Below are 21,592 nucleotides of genomic sequence, written 5' to 3'. Positions count from 1 at the left end.
CGCTCAGTAGCGCGCATCGGCGGGCTTCTTGTCGCGGGGCCAGTCGTTGACCTTGGGTGCGAAGTCCGGACGCGGCTGGTGCGTGAAATATTCGGCCACATCCAGCGCCTCCTGATCGGACAAGCCTCCTTGACCAAGCGGAAAGCGGTCGTGCAAGGCGATCGGCATGTTGCGCTTGACGAAGGCTGCCGCAGTGTAGGTGCGCGCCATGCCGGCACCGATGTTGAACGAGGCATCGCCCCACAGCGGTGGGTATACCCACTGGCCGGCCTGATTCTTGACGCCTTCGCCCTGTTCACCATGGCACAGTGCACACTGCGCGGTATAGACACGCTGGCCGTTGACCGGATCAGGCTTGAGCCGGGGATCGATCTTGCCCACGCCACGGCCTGCGACCTTATCCTCGGCTCGGGTATCGCGCCGCATCCAGTCGATGTAGGCCAGCATGGCCTTCATGTCTTCCGATCCCGCCGGTAGTGGCTCGCCGTTCATGGAGCGTTGGAAGCATCCGTTGATACGATCTTCCAGCGTAATGAGACGCCCGGCGCGCGCGGCATAGCTGGGGAAGAAAGCCGACACGCCCACGTACGGCGAACCGTCGGCCACGGTGCCGGCATTGAGGTGGCAACTGGCGCAATTGAGTGCGTTGCCGACGTGACCGGGCAGCATGCGGCTGGTCTCGATGTTCAGGCGCGCGCCGCGTGTCAGCTGGGAGGCGTTCTTTTCACCGAGCATGTCGGCCAGGCGCGGTGTGACGAAGGTTGCAACTTTGGCCTTGTCCATGCCGATGCTTTCACTCAACTGGGCGCGCATGCGGCGCACCATCGTTTCACTGATGTCGCTCTTGGTGGAACCGCCCCAACTGGTGCGGGCGAAGTTGAGTATCTCGGCGATCTCGTGGTCGTTCAGTGCGGCGAACGAGGGCATGGTCATCACCCGCGACTGCGCCTGGGTGCGCGCTGAGCGCCAGCCGGTGAGCATGATGTGGATCAGGGAGGACGGGTCTGCCGAATGCAGCGCAGGATTGTTGGCCAGGGTGGGGAACACGTCTTTTACCCCGGCGCCGTCCGGGCGATGGCAATCAGCGCAGAATTGCACGTAGCCCAGTCCTCCCCGGCTGCCGTAGAGTTTGTCAGGCGACGGAGCTGAGCTGAGCGTAGTCGGCATCTGCATTGGCAACTCGCCGGGGGCAGGCTGCAGCGAGGCCAGATAGATGCCGATGGACTGCAGGTCGTCGTCGCTGAGGTACTGGGTGCTGTGCTGTACCACATCGACCATGTTGCCGGCCACGCTGCCGAAACGGTTGCTGCCGGTCTTGAGCAAGCGGGCCACATCGTCCGGCTTCCATAGGCCGCGCAGGCTCAGGGCACGCCAGTTTTCCACGGTTTCGCCGCTCAGGAAAAACTGGCCATTTCGGCCACCGTCGCTCATGGCCTTTTCCTGGAAACCGATGCCGCGTGGTGTATGGCAGGCACCGCAATGGCCCAGCCCCTGGACAATGTAGGCACCCCGGTTCCACTGGATCGACTGCGACAGATCCGGCTGGAACGGAGTGCGGTCGAGGAAGGCCATGTTCCATAGGGCCATGCCCCAGCGCTGGTTGAACGGAAACGACATGCCCAATGCCTGGTTGGCCTGTTGCACCGGCTTTACCCCTTGCATCACGTAGGTATAGAGCGCGCGCATATCCTCTTCTGTCATCTTGGCATACGACGGATAGGGCATGGCCGGGTAGAGATGATGGCCATCCGCGGCGACGCCTTCGCGCATGACACGGTCGAACTGGGCGAAGCTGTAGTTGCCGATGCCAGTCGCGCGATCCGGCGTGATATTGGTGGAATACAGTTTGCCGAAGGGCGTGTCCAACGGCAGCCCGCCGGCCATCGGCTTGCTCCTGTCGTGGGTATGGCAGGCTACGCAATCGCCCAGGCGCGCGATATAGCGCCCGCGCATTATCTGTTGCCGGGTACCAGCATCCTGTGTGGCGCTGTAGTCGGCGGGCAGATCGTCGATGACGTCGTTCGACGGTGGGGCGGAGGGCGGCAATGAGGTCGCCGCGACTGGCCGCAACGTCGCTGTGACAGACAGGCAGAGCAACAGCAGGCCTGCCGGCACGGACAGGGTAAGGCGGCGGAAGGGGGCGGACGGTAGCTGCATGATCGTGGCTCGCTGAGTTCAGATGGTATCGAGCAATATTTAACGCCCGTCCTCTCCCAGCGACGCGGCGGTGATCCCAACCGCCTTGATATGCCGCAAACAATGGTAGTGATGCGCCGTTGCGGGTTTTGCCAGATCGCACAATAGCGCATGCCATAAGAAACGCCGTCCGGTATGAACAGCACCGGACGGCGTTTCATCCAAAGGGTGGTCTATTTGCCGGAAGACCGCAGCGACATGCGCTGCAGGATGGGCATGCGATCGAAGAACTGGTGCCACAGCGCGCCCAGCACATGCAGGCCCACCAGGAAATAGACGGCATTGCCCATGAATTCATGGACTTCCTTGATCGGCCCGCGCAAGGCCATGTCCTTGGCCAGGATCACCGGCAGGGTGCTGCCGAAGAACACCACCTCGCGGCCACCGGCCTGGGTGAAGAGGATGCCTGTCACCGGCAGGCCGATCATCACCACGTAGAGCAGCAGGTGGACCGCGTGTGCGCCCAGCCGTTGTAGCCGGGGTAAGGGCAGTTCAGGCGGCACGCCCAGCATCTTGCGGGCGATCAGGCGCACCAGCACCAGGATCAGCACAAGCTGGCCGGCGTGCATGTGCACCGTGCGCAGCAGGTCGCGCAGGGGATCGCCCTTGGGAACATCGTCGCGGTATTCGATGGTGGCCAGCGCCACCACGAAGAGCAGGAACATCAGCCAGTGCAGGGCGACCGAGAGCGGGTGATAGCGTGTTCGTTGCAGGGTGTCGGGATATTGCTTCATGCTGGCTCCTCCTTGGCTGGCGAAACCGGAATAGTAAAGGCAGAAACTTAGACCGGCATTAGCCTGGCTCAAGAAATCGTGCGGCAGGCAGAGTCCTCGCCGGCAGGAATATCGAGGATCACCCGCAGGCCCTGGCCTGTAGACGCATCAGCGTGCTCCAGCCGCAGGCCGATATCCAGTCGCGCCGCGAGTGATTGCACGATGGAAAGTCCTAGCCCGGAGCCGGGCGCGCCCGCCGGGTCGATGCGATAGAAGGGCTCGAACACCCGCTCCCGCTGCTCGGCAGCGATGCCCGGGCCGGTGTCGCTGATTTCCAGGCGCACCTGATCTGCCTGGGTGGCGGCTTCGCCTGCAACGGCGATGCTGACCCGCCCGCCGGGCGGGGTATAGCGCACCGCATTGTCGATCAGGTTGTTCAACAGCAAGCCCAGTTCCAGCGGGTTGGAGCAGACCTCGACCTCCAGGCTGCCATCAACGCCCAGGTCGATATCCTTCTGTTGCGCCAGCGGCAACAGGTCTTCCAGTACCGGTCGCACCGCCTCGCGCAAGACAAAACGGCGACATTGCGAGGCATTGGCCGACTCACCGGACTCGCCACCCTGGGCCCGTGCCAGGGCCAGCATCTGCGCCACCAGCGCCTTGCTGCGTTCGATGCCGCTGCCCAGGCGTTGCAAACGTTCGCGGGCGGTGTCGGACATCTCGCTCTGCTGCAGCCGCTCGGCCTGCAATGACAAGGCCGCCAGCGGGGTACGCAACTCATGGGCGGCATCGGCCACGAAACGCCGCTGGCTGCGCATGGCACCTTGCACCCGGGCCAGCAGGCGGTTGATGGCCTCCACGAAGGGAAGGATTTCGGTGGGCAGGGCGGTGGTGGCGATGGGTTCCAGCTGATCATCTCGGCGCTGGTCGATGTCCCGGCGCAGGCTCTGCAGCGGGGCGAACAGCTTGCCGATGATGCGTTGCAGGGCCAGCAGCAGGACTGGTACCAGGATCAGCACCGGGATCAGCGCACGCCAGGCATTGCGGTAGGCAATGCGATCGCGGACATCGGTTTCCTGCGACAGGGCGATGCGCCGACCCGATTCCAGCGCTTGCACGTAGACCCGGAAATTCTCGTGATGCATGAAGACGGTCTGCAGACCGTCATGCAGGTCCGCCGGCAGCGGCAAGGGGCGCTGTCCGTGCTCGGCCTGGGCCGTCGTCTCTCCCGGTGAGGCTAGCCATTGCACGGCGATGCGAGATTCGTGGTCGCCACCGGGATAGCGGCCTACGGCACCGGCCTCGGGCAATGTGCCGCCCATGCGGGCGATCAGGGCGCCCACCTGGCGCAACATGTCATCCTGCATGCGGATCGAATCGCGATAGGCACTGATGAAGCCGAAGCAACCCGCGCCCACCGCCACCAGCAGGATGGTCGCGGTCAGTGCCAGCGACAGGCGCGCCTGCAGGGAGCGGCTCATACCGGACGCGCGACCATCCATCCCATGCCCCTGATGTTCTTGATGGCGTCCTTGTCCAGTTTCTTGCGCAATGCATGGATCAGGAATTCGACGGCATTGCTCTCCACTTCCTCGCCCCAGCCGTAGATGCGTTCTTCCAGATCGCTGCGCGAGAGAATGGCGCCGGGGCGTTGCATCAGCGCCTGCAGCAAGGCGAACTCGCGGGCCGACAGGCTCACCGGTGGCGATTTCTGCCAGCGGGCGGTCTTGGTGCCCAGGTCCAGCTGCACGGCGCCATTGTCCAGCAGGTCGGTGGCGGCACCCGATTTGCGCCGCATCACGGCGCGCAGGCGGGCCAGCAGTTCGCCCAGGGCGAAGGGCTTGAGGACATAGTCGTCAGCCCCTGCATCCAGGCCATCGATGCGATCCTGCACGCCATCGCGGGCGGTGATGATGAGCACGGGAATGTCGCAGCCACTGCGCAACTGGCGCAAGACGGAGAGACCATCGCGACCAGGCAGTCCGAGATCGAGCAGGGCGGCCGCGTAGACCGGTTGGTGGGTGGCCGACAGGGACGAGGCAGACGAGAGGGCGGAGAGTGCGGAGAGGGCAGCGGCCCCGTCACGTACCCAGTCGACCGCATACGAAGCCTCGCGCAGCGCCGCGCGGACCTCCTCGCCGATCATGATGTCGTCTTCTACCAGCAGTATTCTCATCGCCTTGCCTGGGTGGAGCCGGGACGTTGTACCGGCGGCGTTAGAGTCTACGGCAAAAGTGTGGGGGAGGAAATGCGTGGGTCGGTTCAGGTGACGGCGCGACCGGTTTCTTTTCGGTCAGACTGGGTGTCATCAGCGAAGTCCATGAGAACGCATCTCACGCCTATCCATGAAATGGGTTCTAGTCGAGCGCGTCGTCATCTTCCCCGGGCGTCAACGTCACGTGCTCCAGGCCGTTGTGTACCTCATTGGCATTGGCCAGCCACTGCCAGAGGATGTCCTTCTCTTCGATACCGGGGCGGTCCGTGACCACGGCAGGAAACGGCATGCCCTTTCTCACATAGGCCTGCCGATCCCAGCGATTGAAGGAAGCATGCAAGGGATGTGTATCCGGTAGATAAGGACGCCATATGCCCGCGCGCGGGCAAGGTGAATGGCTTCTGTAGTAGCGCTCCGTTTTCGGGATATCGCTATAGCGCGCTGCGCGGCGGGCCAAACGGGGATCGTCCTTGATTGGCGCCGGTGGCAATTGGTCGATGGCCTCGCCCAGATAATGGAAGCGGATGCGCCCATCTTCATCTTGCAGGCCGGTCCGGCTGCGATCGAAGAGCTCCCCCTTCAGATAGCGCATCGGTAGCTGCTGCGCATCCCACGCACGATGACGCTCGCTGACCGGATGCATCAGGCGGGCGATCCAGTAGCCGGTCTCGGGGGCGGCCGTGCTTTCATACTGCGGCACGATCTGGCGTTGTGGTTGCTCGGGGAGTTGCCGGCCCGGTTCGATATGGGCACGGCCGGTAAGCAGCCAGGCTGGGTTCGGTTCAGGCGGAGGTGGCGCAGCGGGTCGGGGAAGAATTGGCTTGGCCGCGTCGAGCAGGGTGTTGCGGTCGCCGTTCCACATGGGGAGCTTGGCGGGGGGAAGTGGGAGAATCTTGTCCAGGTTGGGGAAGCGGAGATCGGGATCAATGCGGAGCGCCGCCGCCAACGTCGAATAGCGGTCTGCACGAGTCGGGTCTTTGAATCCTCCGACTAACGGCCTTCCCACCGAGAAAGACAGACTGAGATAAGAAGCACCCTCATCACTACCCAATTTGACCGAGTCATGCAGGACAACCAATGCTCGCTCCATATCGTGGCCCATCGCGCTGTCCCTGCCTATCAAGCTTAGTCCTAATGCATAGGCAGCTTCGCGGTTTCCTTGTTGAAATCCGCATTCCATCATTTTGATGCCGATTTTTCTATTACCCCAGAAACCTTGTGCAGGATCATCATAGACTGCGCGCAGCGCCTTACCTATAAAAGCTTGAGCACTGGCACTACCCATGTCTGCCGCGAGTTCCAGAAAGGCATAAGCTCTACTTGGATCGCTTTTTACACCCATTCCTTCCATGTGATACCGCCCCATTACATTGAAGGCAGCGGGAATTCCCATCCTCATGGCCTCTTCGATAATCTGAATAGCGCGCTCGGTATTGCGATCCACGCCTTCGCCGTGGGCGTAACCGTCGGCAAGATTAAGCATGGCTTTCCAGTGACCTCGATCCGCTGCCTGCTGCCATAAATGAATGGCCATTTTGTAATTGCGTTGCTCTGGCCAAAGCCGGTGATTGGTGAGCGCCAGGCCTTCTTGAAACCATATCTCAGCTTGTGGATCGTTCGGAGGAACAATGTCGGTTTCATGCTTACATTGAAATTCCTTGCGATGCGGATCAAAGGCTTTCAACGGCATGTTGCGGGGAAGGTTATTCATGGCATTGGAGGAGAAAATAGTTAGAGAAATAAGAATCGATGAAACACACGAGAATCCGCGCATAGGTTTATGCCAATCTAAATCTGCTAGTTCGCGAATCCTTGAATGGGAATAAAAATCCAATAGGCGCGCTACCTATTACACGGGCTTCCTCGTTCTCGTCCATCAGCTGCTTCCACGCATTGAATGCCTCATCTGCAGATATCCTATCGATGGTGACGGGATTACATTTCTCGGCATCTCCGGTATGTCTCCCCCACACATGCTTCCTGATCTGAGCACTCATCGCAGGATCATCGCAAGCCACATTGATCTCCGCATCCACCGCCATCGAGCGCAGATTCAGGTTGGCGCTGCCCACCGTAAACATGGAGTCGTCGATCACCATCAACTTGCTGTGGATATAGATTTCACGATAGCGCTCGCCCAGCCTGGCTGACTCCCCCTCCTTCGGTGGCGTTCGTGAGCGCCACGCATGGTCGTAGGTCCACAAGGTGCCGATGAGCGTACGCATGCCCAATGACTTCAGTTGCTCGCTGACGTTCTCCTTGCTGGTACCGGTCGATGCAGCGCTTTGGGCCAGGGTCGAGGGCTCTGCCGGTTTGAGCATGGGGTTCGGCACTTCTCCCTTGGCGCGCTTCTCGCTGGCATAGCGCTCCCAGTCACGCTGCTTCTGGAGCTCGTCTTCGATCAGCTTGTCCTGGTTGGGCATGGACTCTCCATGGCCCAGAGCGCGTACCGTGTCGTAGGTGCGGGGTACCATCTGCGCCAGTTCCGGGGCCGGAATCACCGCCATCACATGCAGCACCGGTACATCGTCCAGGCTCAGGCCGGCGCGCTGGCATCCCTGGACGAAGTTGTTACGGTTTTCCTTGAGTTCCTGCGCCCACTCGGTGTACTGGAAATACTGGTTTTCCACATACAGGTAACTGCGCGCAAAGCTGCTGGCCTGGCGATACAGGCGCTTGATGGTCTTGTCGCCTTCTTCCGGCTGGGTGCGCACGATCTGGGCATTGACCGTGGCCTGGCCTCTCAGGGGCTCCCACAGGCCAGGAGGCGGCCGATGCACGTCGTGCTCACGCTTGAGCGGGGTACCTCGTCCCTTGGCGCGGTTCCAGGCATCGGTGAAGTTCTTGCTGATGCCCACCAGCGCCTCTCCCTTGATGCGGCAGGCATAGTCCTGATAGGGCTTGAGGCCAGGTTGGCCATCCTTGGTGCCACCTTCCCACGACTCGCCGCGGCGTGGATCGTGGAACAGGTGTTCTTCGGTATCCCAATAGTCGGTCACCGAATTCAGGCCCATCACATACCCGACCGCATGTGCACCGCCTTCGTGTTCGTAATCGATGAGAATGGTCTTCTGGTGATCCGTGGCGACCACGGCCATGCCGACGGTCTCCAGCAGGCCGCGCTTGCCGGGCTCCTCGGACAGGCTGCCCAGCACCGCACTGACGTCGCCATCGCGAATGCGCAGACTCAGATTCTCGATCAGGCCCTGCTCGGCTTCGCGGTACCACTGGGCGTTGAAGGCTTCGCGCATGCCCTGGGGATCGTCGGCCGACGGGGGTAACTTTTCTTGCCTGCCCATGCGGTACAGGTTGCGCACGTTGGGTTCATAGGGGCTGGGCTGCCGGAACCCTGGCATATTCTTGGCCAGCGAGCTGCCGATGAAGCCGTACCACGACAACAGCCGCACCTGCACCGGCTTGCCGCCGTTGTAGCGGCCTGCGGCGACATTGCGCAGCAGACCGCCCCAGCTCTCGCCACGTGGCCATTGACCCCGTTCACGCTCCAGCTCCATGGCCGGGTCGAAGCCCCAGCAGATGATCTCCACACTAGCGCGAGCTTGCTTGATGTCGTTGAGGATGCTGCGAAACCCTTCCTCGCCGCAGTAGAGCATGGTCAACTTGTTACAGCGGTGGATGGGAGCGTGCTTGTCGTGCTCGCTTTCGAGCAGCCATTGCACACTGCCCCAGCTGATGGGCGAGGCTTCACTGAGGGGGACGCGGGATTTGCGGTGGGTGGTGGGCATGATCGTAGAAGGGGGAAGAAACGAGAGACTGTCCAAAAAGTCGGCCAGTATCGGCCGACTGTCTGGTCTATCTCGCTTCCTGCTTCGATCTAATGCCTTCCTACCGTAGATATTCGAGGCCCGGGGTATTCACACCGGGGGTTCCATGTCATCGGGCACAACGCCCGGAATGTATAGATGAATCCGTAAAGGCCCTAGAGCCGGCCGTTGCCAATGCGCTGCGCCGCGAACGCCCGTGCGGCTTCAATGGCCTGTTCGCGGCTGTGGGCCGGCAGATTGGTCTCCACACGCTGCCGCTGGACCACGCAGATACTGCGGCGCGAACTGGAACGGCCGCGGTAGATGGTGACGAAAGGCATCCAACCGGTATTGGACAGGTTGGAAAACGCCTCCAGCACGATCTCGTATTGCCCCATCACTTCGATATCCATTCTTCCTCCGTAGTCGGTTTCCCTTCATCTGGCGCGGGCCTGGAACAGCCGGGATGGACGCAGGATAGAAAGCCTGCGGCCTGCGCGCCACACCATGGCGTGCTGTGCTGTAGCGCGCAGGGCCGCATCTGTACTGCTTTTGCGGCTGTTGTGGTGGTTTTTCCGCGACTGCGAACTGTGTTCCCCCTGGCTGACGGGCTGTGTATGTACCGCGCCCGTGGTGCCGACCCTAGACTGCGTTCCAATCGACCCAATGGCGCCCGCAATGGCGTGAGGAAGGAACCGCATCATGAGAACCAACAGGCAGGGAGGCGATGGCTACAGTCGCACCATGATCGAATGGTGTGCCTATGCGGCCGCACTGGGTTTTTCGGCCTTGCTGATCGCCAACTTCGTGTGGTCCGAGCGACGTCTGATCCATGCCGACGAGACCACCCGCATGCAGACCCAGGCCCGCATCATCGAAGAAAATCTGGCCCATCAGTTCCAGGGCGTGCGCAATGCGCTGGAGAGTGCCCGCAATGCCCAGGCCGACGGTGCCAGCTGTCATGCGGATTGCCAGAGCCTGCTGCTGCAATCGCTCAAGCGCGCCATGCCGGGTGTGCGCGCCATCGTGGTGCTCAATGGCAGCGGCCATATCGTGCGCTCGGCCGACGACATCGCCGATCGCCGTCTGGACGACCGCGATTTCCTCTCGCAGATCCCGCGCATGTCGTCGGGGCAGGTGATGTATGTCTCGCAGCCCTTCGAAAATACGCCGGGCGTGTTCAACATCAAGCTGTCGCTGCCCATCACCACGGCCGATGGCCGCGTCGAGGGCGCGGTCAGCGCCATCCTCAATCCGGAATACTTCGATGCCGTGATGCGTTCGGCGCTCTACGCGGACGACATGAGCATTGCCATCACCGGCGAAGACGGGCGGCGCCTGCTGTTCGTGCCGGCCAATGCGGCGCAGATGCGTCAGGCCGGGCAGGGCCGCGCGGGACCGGACGATTTCCTGCGCCAGCATCTGCGCAGTGGCGAGATCACCAGCGTACAGACCGGCAAGGACGCCCAGGGCCAGGCGCGCATGATGGTGCAGCGGACCATCACCAGCCGCGAGCTGGGGCTGGACAAGACCCTGGTCATCAGCCTCTCGCGTAGCGTCGACCATATCAATGCCGGCTGGCATGAGCCGGCACATTCATTCCTGCTCATGTGGCTGCTGTTCGCCCTGGCGGCGGCGCTGGTGCTGGCGTTGCTGCAGGGACGGCGGCGTGCGGTGCAGGTGCTCACCCACCAGCGCGAGCTGCAGCATGCGGAAATGAACGAACGCATGGAACTGGCCTTGTCCGGCGCCAATCTGGGCCTGTGGGACTGGCATATCCAGGCCGATACGCGCAGCGTCGACGGGCGGGCCAGTGCCATGCTCGGTTATCCGCCCGAGCGCCAGTTCGACGCCCCCGGCGAATGGCGCACGCTGGTCAACACGGAACACATGGCGGCCCTGGATCACGCCTTGCGCCTGCATCTGGCCGATAGTCGCCATTGCTTCGAGGCCGAATACCAGATGCGCCACAAGGAAGGTCACTGGGTCTGGATTCAGTGCCGCGGCAAGTTGGTCGAGCGCGATACGCACGGCCGTCCGCTGCGCATGGTGGGCACGCGCATGGACATCAGCGCACGCAAGGCGGCCGAGGAGGAGATTGCGCGCCTGGCCTATTACGATGGCCTGACCGATCTGCCCAACCGGCGCCTGCTGCTGGATCGCCTGTCGCAGGCGGTAGCGCGCTATGCCCGCGCCGGGCAGTATGGCGCGGTGATCTTCGTCGACCTGGACAACTTCAAGGGCCTCAACGACACCATGGGTCACGATACCGGTGATCGCCTGCTGGAACTGGTGGCCATGCGCCTGCAGCAGGTCACGCGCGAAATCGATACCGTGGCCCGGCTGGGTGGGGATGAATTCGTCATCCTGCTGGAAAACCTGGGCAGCCAGATCGAGGAAGCGGAGAACAATGCCGAATGCGTCTGCCGCAAGATCCTCACCGCGCTCAATGCCGGTTACGAACTGCAGGGCAGTGAGGTGCGCAGTACGCCCAGCCTGGGGGTGGTGCTGTTCGGAGCCGGCCGGCATACCGTCAATGACCTGCTGCGCCAGGCCGACATGGCGATGTACGAGGCCAAGGCCGCCGGGCGCAATACCTATCGCTTCTTCTGTCCCTCCATGCAGGAAGTGCTGGACCAGATGGCGATGCTGGAAAACGATCTGCGTCACGCCCTGGTACGGCGCGAACTGCGCCTGCATTACCAGCCCATCGTGCGTGCCGACGGCAGCCTCGCCGGTGTAGAGGCGCTGATGCGCTGGCAGCATCCGCAACGCGGGATGGTGTATCCGGCGGCCTTCATCGGCCAGGCGGAAAAGGCCGGCCTGATCGTGGAGTTCGGACAATGGGCACTGACCACCGCCTGCGAGCAGCTGGCCGCCTGGGCTGGCGATGCGAAGACGGCGCACCTGACCATCGCGGTCAATGTCAGCGCGCGCCAGTTCCGCCAGCCTGACTTCGCGCAATGTGTGCTGGACATCCTGGAGCGCACCGGTGCCAATCCGCGCCGGCTCAAGCTGGAGCTGACCGAAAGCATGCTGCTCACCGACGTCGATACGCTCATCACGCGCATGGCCATGCTCAAGGAGACCGGCCTTGGCTTCTCGCTGGATGATTTCGGTACGGGCTATTCGTCACTGAGCTATCTCAAGAAATTGCCGCTGGACCAGTTGAAGATCGATCGATCCTTCGTGCAGGACATGCTGCAGACGCCGCATGCCTGGTCCATCGTGCAGACCATCGTCAACCTGGCGCAAGGCCTGGGGCTGGAGGTGGTCGCGGAAGGGGTGGAGACCAGCGAGCAGTGGGCGGCCTTGCGTCGCCTGGGGTGTGCCGGTTTCCAGGGCTATCTGTTCGGCAAGCCCATGCCGCTGGAGGAATTGCGGATGGGCGTGACGCTGGCCGCGCCGGGCCATTCGGAGGGCGGCGAACCCGGTACCGGCGCGCCGCGCAGCATTCATCTGGCGCTGATCAGTCCGGTGGCGGGCGGCTGAAAGGCCATAGTGCTCAGTCCCGCTTGCATCTCCCGCTCGGCACGGCCTGCGCTGGCGACTATGTCGTGACAGAGTTCACCCAGGGTGCGCACGGCTGCTTCGACGTCGCGTTCCCACGGGAAGCTGTAGTTCAGGCGGATGCAGTGATGGAAGGCCGGATCGCTGCTGAACATGTCACCCGGCGCCACGCTGATGCCGGCCTCCTGGGCGCGCGCGTGCAGTTCGATTGCCCGCACCGAGCGCGGCAGGCTGACCCACAGCAGATAGCCCCCCTGCGGCTGCGAGCAGTGGGTGCCGGCGGGGAAGAACCGCAACACCGCCGAACGCATGATGCGTTCGCGTTGCATCAGCAATTTGCGCAGCCGCCGCAGATGGAAATCATAGCCCTCGTTCTGCAGGTATTCCGCCACCGCCCGCTGGGGGTGGGTGGGCATGCTCACGGTGTTGAGGAACTTGAGCTGCTCCACGGCCTGCCGATAGCGGCCCGGCATGGTCCAGCCGATGTGCTGCTCCGGGGTGAGACTCTTGGAGAAGGAACTGCAATACAACACCAGTCCCTGCTCGTCGTAGCTCTTGGCCGGGCGTGGGCGCTGGTCGCTGTAGTGCAGTTCGCCATAGACGTCGTTTTCCACCAGCGGCAACTGGTAGGAAGCCATCAGTCGCACCAGCGCCTGCTTGCGCGAGTCTGGCATCAGGTAGCCCAGAGGATTCTGGAAGTTGCTCATCACCACCGCACCGGCCACCTCGCCACTGGCCAGGGCACGGTCCAGCGAAGGCAGGTCGATGCCCTGGCCGGGATCGGTCGGGATGGGCAGGGCGCGCATGCCCGCACGTTCGATGGCGTGCAGCAGGGCGTAGTAGGTCGGAGACTCCACGGCGATGGCCGCACCCGGCCGGGCGATGGCCTGCAGGCACAGCTGCAGGGCTTCGGTGGCGCCCTGGGTGATGATGATTTCGCTGGCCTGGACCGGCAGTCCGGTCTCCAGATGGCGACGCGCGATCTGGCGGATCAGGTCGAGGTTGCCGGGTGGCAAGGTGCCGATCAGTTCGCGCTGTTCGCGGCGCTTGTAGAAGCCCTGTGCCAGCTGCGTGATGCGCGCCGACGGGAACAGCGCCGGGTCGGGGTAGGGCGAACCCAGCGGGATGCGGGCATTGCAGTTGATGGAGCGCAGATTGTGCAGCACCAGCGCTGCCGGCGTGGCATCCGCAGGTGGCACTGGCAGGCAAGCGGGGCGCGCCGGTATCGGCACGGGGCCGGGCGGGCAGGCCGCTGCCTGGCGCATGCGTACGAAATAGCCCGACTGCGGGCGGCTCTCGATCAGTCCCTGACTCTCCAGCAGCAGGAAGGCCCGGATCACCGTGGAAATGCTCAGGTGGTATTGCTGGCTGGCGCGACGGACGGAAGGAATCTTCTCGCCCGGCAGCATCACGCCTTCCTGGATCTGGCGCCGGATGGTGTCGGCGAGGGTTTCGTAGAGCTTCATGGGTTTTCCCGTAGCAAAGCAATCGGATGGACGCATCCTAGGACCGCGCTGTCAGGACGCCAATCATACGAAGGTATGGACGCTTGCCGGTTTCACCCACGCTTCCCCATGCCATGAGAGCGGCCCCGCTCCAGGCCTGCGCCAGCGGCCGGTTTTCATCCGATGGGCACCCTATACTTTGGTGTAATACATGTGCTTTGTCCGCCCTGCAGGTTATATACTCGCGTCCGGAAGGAAGGATCGCCATCCGCGGTCCTGACCATCATTCAGGGACCACAACCGGTCCACATAAAAACAGGCAAGCCAGCAGGGGGGAGCAGTATGTACCGATTCAATCGTTCGCCGGCAGTACCGGCCGCGGCCGCGGCACTGACGGTAGCGATCTTTGCCGTGGATGCACTCACCGAGCTGGACGTGGCCATTGCCGTGCTCTACGTCGGCGTGGTGCTGATGTCGGTCTGGATCTGGCCACGGCGCGGCGTGATCGCCGTGATGCTGTTCTGCATGGGCCTGACTCTGCTCGCTTATCTGATCTCCCATGGTTTCTTCAAGGACGAGGCGGCCCTGACCCGTTGCCTGGTCAGTCTGGCCGCCATCGCCATTACCGGATTTCTGGCCGTCAAGGGGCAGGATGCGACCATTGCCCTGCTGCAACGGGAAGAAGCCCTGAACCAGGCCCGCAGCCAGCTGGCCCACGCCAGTCGGGTGAGCACCCTGGGTGAACTCACCGCCACCATCGCCCACGAAGTCAATCAGCCGCTGGCGGCCATCGTCACCCACGGCCAGGCCGGCCTGCGCTGGCTCAACCGTGAGGAACCGGTACTGGAGGAAGTGCGACGCGCGGTCGATGCCATGCAGCAGAACGCCAAACGGGCCAGCGAGGTGATCCAGCGCATCCGCAGCATGGCGCGGCCCTCGGCTCCGACCTTCGTGCCGCTGGATGTGAGCCAGATCAGCGCGGAAAGCTGCGACCTGCTGGGCCGCGAATTGCAGCGCCTGCATGTGAAGTTGAGGCTGGACCTGCCGACGGGATTGCCGGCCGTGCTGGCCGACAAGGTGCAATTGCAGCAGGTGCTGATCAATCTGGTCATGAACGCAGCCCAGGCCATGCACGAGGCGCGAACCATTGCGCCGGTGATCGAAGTGCGTTGCGGCCTCACGCCGGAAGGCATGCTCTTTATCGAAGTGGCCGACAACGGTCCCGGATTCAGCGAAGAGCAGCTCAAGAAGTTGTTCGCCGCCTTCTTCACCACCAAGAAAGAGGGCATGGGCATGGGTCTGGCGATCTGCCGCTCCATCCTCGAATCGCTAGGCGGCAGCATCGTCGCCGCCCATCGCAAGCCACAAGGAGCCTTGATGACTGTCCAGCTGCCGCCGATCCAGGGAGATGAACAATGAGTTCGGTGGCGCGCGTAGCCGCTGCCGAGTCCGCACCCGCGGTGCCGGTGGTATATATCGTCGACGACGACCCGGCCCTGCGCGAGGCGCTGGACAGCCTGCTGCGCTCGGTGGGCCTGCAGGTGTTCGGTTATGCCAGTGCCATCGAATTCCAGCAGCGTCCGATCCAGAGCAGTCCATCCTGCCTGCTGCTGGATGTCCGTCTGCAGGGCGTGAGCGGGCTGGATGTGCAGGCCGAACTGGTGCGCAGCGGCGTGGACATGCCGGTGATCCTGATGACTGGCCATGGCGACATCCCCATGAGCGTGCGGGCCATGAAGGCCGGTGCCATCGATTTCCTGACCAAACCTTTCCGCGAGCAGGACTTGCTGGACGCCGTGGCCACCGCCCACGAGAAGGACCGGCTGCAGCTGGAGCAGCGCCTGGCGCGTACCGGCCTGCAGGCACGCTATGCCAGCCTGACGCCGCGCGAGGCCGAAGTCATGTGGCTGGCCGTCAGCGGGCTCCTGAACAAGCAGATCGCCGGAGAGCTTGGCACCAGCGAGGTGACGGTGAAGATCCATCGCGGCCACGCCATGAAGAAGATGCAGGCACGTTCCTTCGCCGACCTGGTGCGCATGGGTCAGGCCCTGGAGCAGCAAGGGCTCAAGCCGCGCGCCTGAAGCCTGGCGCAATGCCACGGCAGGGCGCCGGCCGGCCAGGCCGAATGGCGTGTCGGCGCCCGTCTTACCCCCGCTCATACCAATGTATGATTCCCGCCCCGGCCCGGGCTTGATAACCTGCAATCAAGAATTCGTCTCATCCATGCGGATGCAGAAGACAGGCCGGCGCTTCGAGCCGGCATCGCCAAGGGAATGCAGTGAACCAGCCAAGCAAGATTGCCGTAATCGATGATGACGCCTCCATGCGCGAGGCCCTCTCGGCGCTGATGCGCTCAATGGGATGGACGGTGCAATGTCACGCCAGCGCCGACGACTTTGTCGCCGAACAAGCCTATGAAGCCATGGATTGCATCGTCACCGATGTCCAGATGCCCGGCATGAGCGGCGTGGAATTGCTGGAATGGCTGCGCGGCCGCCAACTGGCCATGCCGGTGGTGGTAATCACGTCGTATCCCACCGTGGCGGTAGCGGCGCGGGTGGTGGCGGCCGGCCGCTCGGCCTTCCTCGGCAAGCCCTTCGATGGCGACGAGATGCTGCAGACGGTGGAAACTCTACTCAAGCAATGACCCGGGGGGGAAGATGGAAAATCTGATGCAGCAGACCCAAGCCATGCCACGCCGCTGGAAAGACAGCCTGCGCAGTCTGGTGACCGCAATCGCACCGGCAGCCCAGGAGATCAGCCTGCGGCAACGCCTGGCCCGTCATTCACGCTGGCCCATCTACCTCTTGCTTACCCTGGTCGTGGCGTGCGGCGCCAGCCTGTCCATGGTCATGCAGAACACCGTGGAAAACATCCGCCATGCCGCCGATCCCCTGGTGCACTGGACCCTCAATGGCATGGGCATGCATGACGTGACCGAACTGCTGCGCGAGGGCGGCATGGTGGATCTGAACCTGAACCGCATCGCCCGTCTGGTGCACTGGTTCAATCTGCTGGCACTGGCCACGGCGCTGTTCATGATGTATCACATCCGCGCCCGCTTCCGCTCCGAAGACGCGCTGGCACACCAGGCAGCGCACGATCCGCTGACCGGTCTGGCGCACCGCCGCTCGCTGGAACACCGCGTGCTGCACCTGCGTGGCCGCGGCCATACCCTGGTGCTGGGTAGCGTCGATCGCTTCGAACGGGTCATCGGCGCCTACGGCCATGAATTCGCCGACGCCATGATCACCGATATCGCATCCCGTCTGCGCAGCATTGCCGGGGCCTATCATGGCGAGGTCTTCCGCCTGGATGGCGCCAATTTCGTGATCCTGTATCGCCACCATGCGGACTCCGAGGATTTCTCGCGGGCGCTGGTGGCCCTGCAGGCCGGCATGCAGCGGCCTTTCAGCTGCCGCGCCCACGAAGTCTATTCCAACCTGAGCCTGGGAGCGGCCGAGTATCCGCGTCATGGCGGCGACGCCGTGCAACTGCTGCGCAATGCCGACGCCGCGCTGCAATCGGCCCGCGCACAGGGTGGCAACATGCTGGTGGCCTATTCGGAAGCGCTCAACGCCGAAGCGGTGGCCCGGGTCGAACTGGAGGCCCAACTGGTACACGCCCTGGAACGCAACGAACTGGAACTGCACCTGCAACCCCAGCAATCGCTGCAGGACGGCAGCCTGGTCGGATTCGAGGCGCTGGTGCGCTGGCGTCGCCAGGGCCAGCTGGTGCCGCCGGGCGATTTCATCCCCGTGGCCGAGGAATCCGGCCTGGTGATCGCCATCGGGGAATGGGTGCTGGAACGTGCCTGTGCCCAGATCCACGCGCTGCGCAACCTGAGCGGACGCGACATGGTGGTGGCCGTGAACATCTCGGCGCGCCACTTCGGCCACCCCGATTTCCTGGCGCGCATGCAGGCGCTGCTGGCACGCACCGGCATCAATCCCGCCTGCCTGGAACTGGAAATCACCGAAGGCGCCGTCATGGAGCATACCGAGGCCGCCGTGCAACTCTTGCACGAACTGCGTGCACTGGGACTGAAGCTGTCGATCGACGATTTCGGCACCGGCTATTCCAGCCTGGCCTACCTGAAACGCTTCCCCATCGACAAGCTCAAGGTCGACCGCTCCTTTGTCAGCCAGCTACGCCCCAGTTCGCAGGACGCTGCCATCGTGCAGGCGGTCATCGGCCTGGGCCATACGCTGGACATCAAGGTCATTGCCGAGGGCGTGGAAACGGTGCAGCAGCGCGAATGGCTCAAGCGCCTGGGTTGCGATGAAATCCAGGGCTACTTCTACAGCCGCCCATTGGCGGAGCCGCAGCTGCTGGGTTTCGTGATCGGCCAGATGCGCGAAGAAGCGGCGGCCTGAAGGTCACAGGGCGCGCCCCTTGCAGGCGACGCGCCCCGGATCACCGCAAGTCTTGCTCAGGCGTCCAGCCAGACATGCTCGGCAAAGGAATATCCCATCATGCCCCCCAGCGGGATGGGCGAGAGGCCTTTGAGCTTGCTGCTGTAGCCGTCCAGGCTGGCCAGGAACATCGGGATGCCGATGCCGGCTTGTTCATGGATGAGGGTCTGCATGTCGCCATACATCTGCTTGCGCTTGCCCAGATCAATCTCTGCCCGGGCCGCGGTCAGCAACTGGTCGAACTTCTCGCTCTTGAACCGTGATTCGTTCCACGCCGCCTGGGACTGGAAGAATTGCGTCAGCAACACATCGGCACTTGGACGTGGGTTGACGTTGCCGAATCCGACCGGGTTGTTGAGCCACTGGTTGGACCAGTAACCCTCCGGCGGCAGGCGCTTGAGTTCCAGTTCCAGCCCGATGCGCTGCGCGGTTTGCTGCATCACCGTGGCGATATCGACCGAATACATTGCTGCCACCGAACAGGCGATCGGCACCTTGCCGCTCACGCCGGATTTCTGCAGATGGTACTTTGCCTTGTCCAGGTCCATCTGGCGTTGTGGAAGACCAGCGAGGAAAAACCGGTTGGTGGGGTCGATGGGCTGGTCGTTACCCAGCACGGCATGACCACGGGCGATGTTCTTGCGCATCAGTTCGCGGTCCATCAGATACTTCATGGCCAGCACGAAATCCGGATTGCTGCCGGGACCCACATCCTTGCGCAGGATGAGGTCGGTGTAGGCGCCCGACTGCGTTTCCAGTACCGCAAAGCCGGGACTGCCCTTGACCCGTTCGATGGAGCGCGGATTGAGGTTCGCTACCAGATCCATCCCGCCCGAGAGCAGTGCATTGACGCGCGCACTCTCATCGCCGATGCCGACATACTCGATCTCGTCCAGATAGGGCTTGCCGGGAATCCAGTAATTGTCGTTGCGGACCACCACCGAACGGATGCCCGGGTTGAATTCCTTGAGCTTGTAAGGGCCGGTGCCGATGCCCGCGCTGAAATCCGTGGTGCCGGCCTTGACGATATGGAAGTGGAAGGTCCCGACGATCACCGGCAGATCGGCATTGGGCGCCACCAGGGTAACGGTCACTTCATTGGGGCCGGTCTCCTTGACGCTGTCGATCTGGTCGGCCAGGGTCTTGGCCTTGGAGGCGGTGGCCGGGTCCTTGTGCCGGATCAGCGAGAACACGACGTCGGCCGGCGCCAGCGGCTTGCCGTCGTGGAAGGTGACGCCACGACGCAGCTTGAATACCCATACCTTGGCATCCTTGCTGCTGAAGGATTCGGCCAGCGCCGGTTGCGGCGTGAGCGTGGCATCCAGTACGGTCAGGCCGTTGTAGAGCATGGTGCCGCGCGAATAATCGGTCTTGTTGGACTGCTTGGCCGGGTCCAGCGTATCGCTGACCGAGGCGGTATCGCCGCCAACCCGCAGCCGGCCGCCACGCCGTGGCGTCTGGGCATAGGCAGTGATGGCGCTACTGGCCAGGCCGCCCGCCAATGTCGCCTGCATGCCGCCTGCCAGCAGCATCTTGAGAATATCGCGTCGGCTGGCGCCGCGTTTCATGCATTCCATCAGGCCGGCAGTGTCGCTGGCGCTGAGGAGAAGCTCGTTGTTGTTCTTGCTGTTGTCGTCCATGGTGCAACTCCCTGGTGGTTGAAGCGTGAGGACATCGGTCGGCCGCGCGCAGCGGCTGGCCTGTTCCCGGATGAACTGCTGACCTCTGGTCGGGCCAGAGGGCGAGGCTTAACGGCCGGCGTCGACGGCATCGGCCAGTTCGGCCAAGGTATGGAAGTGGTAGTCGGGAACGGTGTGCTGGGAGGCTATCGTGCCGCCCGGACCGGATTTGTCGTGACGACGCTCGATCCAGCAGGTGGTGATGCCCAGACGCTTGGAGACGCCGATATCGTGGTACTGGCTCTGCGCCACATGCAGGTTGTCGGCCGTGCGATAGCCCCATTGGCCTTCGAAGCGGCCACGCGCATAGGCGAAATATTGCGGATCAGGCTTCTCGCACAAGGCATCGTCGCAGCTCAATAGCAGATCGAAGGGCTCCCCCAGGGTGCGGGAGAAATGCTGGAGCGCCCAGCTCTGCGCATTGGTCATGGTGACCAGCTTGAAATGCTTGCGCAGGCGTTGCAGCGCCTGTACTGAATCGGGGAAAGCGGGCCAGCGCGCGACCGAATCGCGCAGGCCGCGAGCCAGTTCGGCGCTGTCGGGCAGGCCCAGACCGGGCGCAATGACATGCCAGCAGCGCTCCAGGTCGTCCGGATACCAACCGGTATTGCCATCACTGCGCGCGGCGCGGTAGGCCGTCAGAAAATCTTCGTCGGAGATCTTGCTGTCGGGAACCGCCTCGCGCAGGTAGGCCAGCATGCCTCCCTCGAAATCGATAAGCGTGCCGACGACATCAAACGTGAGTACCTTGAAGTGCTGCAAAGACATGTCCTGCTCCAGAAAGTAGGTGGCGATGGGAGGGGGAGAGATGACTGCAGATGAAAACAGGTGCGACAACCTGAGCATACGGAGCAATGGCCGAGCTTTCTTCCGAAGTGGGGTGAGCAAACCGCACAGAATTTTTTTCTGCACGGTCGCAACGGCATGTTGTGACAGTCCGACTGCTGCCGATTTGTCAAAACCCGCATGATGCGCGGTCGGGATGGAGAGGGAGATCGATGATGTACGTGCAGCGCACGACGCAGGCAGCGCATGCAGCGGGCCTGGCGCGCGTTGTAAAACTTCATATACCAGATTAAAATGAGAATTATTATTATCTAAGTCAATTCTTGTCACCGCCATGTCCGTCCCGCCCCTCGCCGATGCCGAGCGCTTCCAGATGCTTTATCGCGAGCATCATCGCTGGCTGCAGCAATGGTTGCGGGGCAGGGTGGGCAGCAGTTTCGACGCCGCCGACCTGGCTCAGGACACCTTCCTGCGCGTGCTCGGCAAGCCACGTGCGCTGGATGAGGTGCGGGAACCGCGTGCCTGGCTGAGCCGCATCGCGCACGGACTGGTGGTGGACAAGGTGCGCCGCGACGAGGTGGAGCGTGCCTGCCTGCAGGCCATCGCCAGTCTGCCCGAGCCGGAGGTGGTCTCACCGGAAGCGCGGATGCTGCTCATCGAACTGCTGGCGGCCATCGACGCCATGCTCGAAGGCCTGGGCGCCCGGGCGCGCGAGGCCTTCCTGCTGTCGCGCCTGGAGCAGATGAGCTATCCCGAGATCGCCACCCGCATGGGGGTGTCGCTGAGCAGCGTGGAGAAATACATGGCCGCCGCGATTCGCCATTGCTACCTGATGCGGCAGTCGCTGCAGGGTTAGCCGCCTGCATTTGTGC

16 protein-coding genes are annotated in these 21,592 nt (G+C 63.0%); 6 read left to right on the top strand and 10 right to left on the bottom strand.

The features are described 5' to 3' along the window. Nucleotides 1–3: 3 nt before the first annotated feature. The 7 genes from HFRIS_RS05325 to HFRIS_RS05295 all read right to left on the bottom strand — a co-directional run bounded on the left by HFRIS_RS05325 (nt 4) and on the right by HFRIS_RS05295 (nt 9,298). Entirely contained in the window at nt 4–2,157 is a 2,154-nt protein-coding gene (locus tag HFRIS_RS05325; RefSeq protein WP_039874498.1) for a c-type cytochrome, read from the bottom strand. Nucleotides 2,158–2,369: 212 nt separating this feature from the next. After that, a complete protein-coding gene (locus HFRIS_RS05320) occupies nt 2,370–2,930 on the bottom strand; it encodes a cytochrome b (RefSeq protein ID WP_006462227.1) in 561 nt (186 codons plus the stop codon). Between the two features lie 68 nt (nt 2,931–2,998). Further along, entirely contained in the window at nt 2,999–4,390 is a 1,392-nt protein-coding gene (locus HFRIS_RS05315; RefSeq protein WP_006462226.1) for a sensor histidine kinase, read from the bottom strand. Then, nucleotides 4,387–5,085, bottom strand: coding sequence for a response regulator (locus HFRIS_RS05310; RefSeq protein WP_006462225.1), 699 nt, complete (start codon nt 5,083–5,085; stop codon nt 4,387–4,389). The genes HFRIS_RS05315 and HFRIS_RS05310 overlap by 4 nt, the downstream gene beginning before the upstream one ends. 181 nt (nt 5,086–5,266) lie before the next feature. Then, nucleotides 5,267–6,835 (bottom strand): SEL1-like repeat protein, encoded by a 1,569-nt coding sequence (locus HFRIS_RS05305; protein ID WP_039874494.1) that lies wholly within the window; start codon nt 6,833–6,835, stop codon nt 5,267–5,269. Nucleotides 6,836–6,902: 67 nt separating this feature from the next. Then, nucleotides 6,903–8,867: a phospholipase D-like domain-containing protein gene (locus tag HFRIS_RS05300; RefSeq protein WP_006462223.1), complete on the bottom strand. Its 1,965-nt coding sequence runs from the start codon at nt 8,865–8,867 to the stop codon at nt 6,903–6,905. Nucleotides 8,868–9,061: 194 nt separating this feature from the next. Next, the gene (locus HFRIS_RS05295; RefSeq protein WP_006462222.1) at nt 9,062–9,298 is read right to left on the bottom strand and encodes a hypothetical protein; all 237 of its coding nucleotides are present in this window, start codon (nt 9,296–9,298) and stop codon (nt 9,062–9,064) included. 289 nt (nt 9,299–9,587) lie between these two features. Between HFRIS_RS05295 and HFRIS_RS24485 the strand changes: the two genes are divergently transcribed. Then, a complete protein-coding gene (locus HFRIS_RS24485) occupies nt 9,588–12,377 on the top strand; it encodes a bifunctional diguanylate cyclase/phosphodiesterase (protein WP_006462221.1) in 2,790 nt (929 codons plus the stop codon). Here HFRIS_RS24485 and HFRIS_RS05285 read toward each other — a convergent pair. Further along, nucleotides 12,341–13,861 (bottom strand): aminotransferase-like domain-containing protein, encoded by a 1,521-nt coding sequence (locus HFRIS_RS05285; protein ID WP_006462220.1) that lies wholly within the window; start codon nt 13,859–13,861, stop codon nt 12,341–12,343. The genes HFRIS_RS24485 and HFRIS_RS05285 overlap by 37 nt on opposite strands. Nucleotides 13,862–14,182: 321 nt before the next feature. On the opposite strand from HFRIS_RS05285, the gene HFRIS_RS05280 reads away from it, so the two are divergent. The 4 genes from HFRIS_RS05280 (at nt 14,183) to HFRIS_RS05265 (ending at nt 18,216) form a co-directional block, all read left to right on the top strand. After that, complete coding sequence (locus HFRIS_RS05280; protein WP_006462219.1) at nt 14,183–15,259, top strand: sensor histidine kinase; 1,077 nt, start codon at nt 14,183–14,185, stop codon at nt 15,257–15,259. After that, the gene (locus tag HFRIS_RS05275; RefSeq protein ID WP_006462218.1) at nt 15,256–15,921 is read left to right on the top strand and encodes a response regulator transcription factor; all 666 of its coding nucleotides are present in this window, start codon (nt 15,256–15,258) and stop codon (nt 15,919–15,921) included. The genes HFRIS_RS05280 and HFRIS_RS05275 overlap by 4 nt, the downstream gene beginning before the upstream one ends. 197 nt (nt 15,922–16,118) lie before the next feature. Further along, on the top strand, nt 16,119–16,487 hold the full coding sequence (locus HFRIS_RS05270; protein WP_006462217.1) for a response regulator transcription factor: 369 nt from the start codon (nt 16,119–16,121) through the stop codon (nt 16,485–16,487). Between the two features lie 25 nt (nt 16,488–16,512). Beyond that, entirely contained in the window at nt 16,513–18,216 is a 1,704-nt protein-coding gene (locus tag HFRIS_RS05265) for a putative bifunctional diguanylate cyclase/phosphodiesterase (RefSeq protein WP_161625965.1), read from the top strand. A 56-nt stretch (nt 18,217–18,272) separates the two neighbouring features. On the opposite strand, the gene HFRIS_RS05260 is transcribed toward HFRIS_RS05265, so the two are convergent. Together HFRIS_RS05260 and HFRIS_RS05255 are read right to left on the bottom strand one after the other, a co-directional pair. Beyond that, complete coding sequence (locus HFRIS_RS05260; RefSeq protein ID WP_006462215.1) at nt 18,273–19,895, bottom strand: ABC transporter substrate-binding protein; 1,623 nt, start codon at nt 19,893–19,895, stop codon at nt 18,273–18,275. 108 nt (nt 19,896–20,003) lie between these two features. Beyond that, on the bottom strand, nt 20,004–20,702 hold the full coding sequence (locus tag HFRIS_RS05255; RefSeq protein ID WP_006462214.1) for an HAD-IA family hydrolase: 699 nt from the start codon (nt 20,700–20,702) through the stop codon (nt 20,004–20,006). A gap of 352 nt (nt 20,703–21,054) precedes the next feature. Between HFRIS_RS05255 and HFRIS_RS05250 the strand changes: the two genes are divergently transcribed. Continuing rightward, nucleotides 21,055–21,576, top strand: coding sequence for a sigma-70 family RNA polymerase sigma factor (locus tag HFRIS_RS05250; RefSeq protein WP_006462213.1), 522 nt, complete (start codon nt 21,055–21,057; stop codon nt 21,574–21,576). Nucleotides 21,577–21,592: the final 16 nt, after the last annotated feature.

This window comes from Herbaspirillum frisingense GSF30 (assembly GCF_000300975.2).
Lineage (GTDB): Bacteria > Pseudomonadota > Gammaproteobacteria > Burkholderiales > Burkholderiaceae_D > Herbaspirillum > Herbaspirillum frisingense.
Note: the sequence above shows the minus strand (reverse complement) of the source record. Positions and strands in the feature narration are given on the sequence as shown.

Excerpts from the sequence above, each read along its gene's own strand:
- HFRIS_RS05325 (WP_039874498.1), bottom strand. The coding sequence starts at position 2,157 with ATGCAGCTACCGTCCGCCCCCTTCCGCCGCCTTACCCTGTCCGTGCCG.
- HFRIS_RS05320 (WP_006462227.1), bottom strand. The coding sequence starts at position 2,930 with ATGAAGCAATATCCCGACACCCTGCAACGAACACGCTATCACCCGCTC.
- HFRIS_RS05315 (WP_006462226.1), bottom strand. The coding sequence starts at position 4,390 with ATGAGCCGCTCCCTGCAGGCGCGCCTGTCGCTGGCACTGACCGCGACC.
- HFRIS_RS05310 (WP_006462225.1), bottom strand. The coding sequence starts at position 5,085 with ATGAGAATACTGCTGGTAGAAGACGACATCATGATCGGCGAGGAGGTC.
- HFRIS_RS05305 (WP_039874494.1), bottom strand. The coding sequence starts at position 6,835 with ATGAATAACCTTCCCCGCAACATGCCGTTGAAAGCCTTTGATCCGCAT.
- HFRIS_RS05300 (WP_006462223.1), bottom strand. The coding sequence starts at position 8,867 with ATGCCCACCACCCACCGCAAATCCCGCGTCCCCCTCAGTGAAGCCTCG.
- HFRIS_RS05295 (WP_006462222.1), bottom strand. The coding sequence starts at position 9,298 with ATGGATATCGAAGTGATGGGGCAATACGAGATCGTGCTGGAGGCGTTT.
- HFRIS_RS24485 (WP_006462221.1), top strand. The coding sequence starts at position 9,588 with ATGAGAACCAACAGGCAGGGAGGCGATGGCTACAGTCGCACCATGATC.
- HFRIS_RS05285 (WP_006462220.1), bottom strand. The coding sequence starts at position 13,861 with ATGAAGCTCTACGAAACCCTCGCCGACACCATCCGGCGCCAGATCCAG.
- HFRIS_RS05280 (WP_006462219.1), top strand. The coding sequence starts at position 14,183 with ATGTACCGATTCAATCGTTCGCCGGCAGTACCGGCCGCGGCCGCGGCA.
- HFRIS_RS05275 (WP_006462218.1), top strand. The coding sequence starts at position 15,256 with ATGAGTTCGGTGGCGCGCGTAGCCGCTGCCGAGTCCGCACCCGCGGTG.
- HFRIS_RS05265 (WP_161625965.1), top strand. The coding sequence starts at position 16,513 with ATGCAGCAGACCCAAGCCATGCCACGCCGCTGGAAAGACAGCCTGCGC.
- HFRIS_RS05260 (WP_006462215.1), bottom strand. The coding sequence starts at position 19,895 with ATGGACGACAACAGCAAGAACAACAACGAGCTTCTCCTCAGCGCCAGC.
- HFRIS_RS05255 (WP_006462214.1), bottom strand. The coding sequence starts at position 20,702 with ATGTCTTTGCAGCACTTCAAGGTACTCACGTTTGATGTCGTCGGCACG.
- HFRIS_RS05250 (WP_006462213.1), top strand. The coding sequence starts at position 21,055 with ATGTCCGTCCCGCCCCTCGCCGATGCCGAGCGCTTCCAGATGCTTTAT.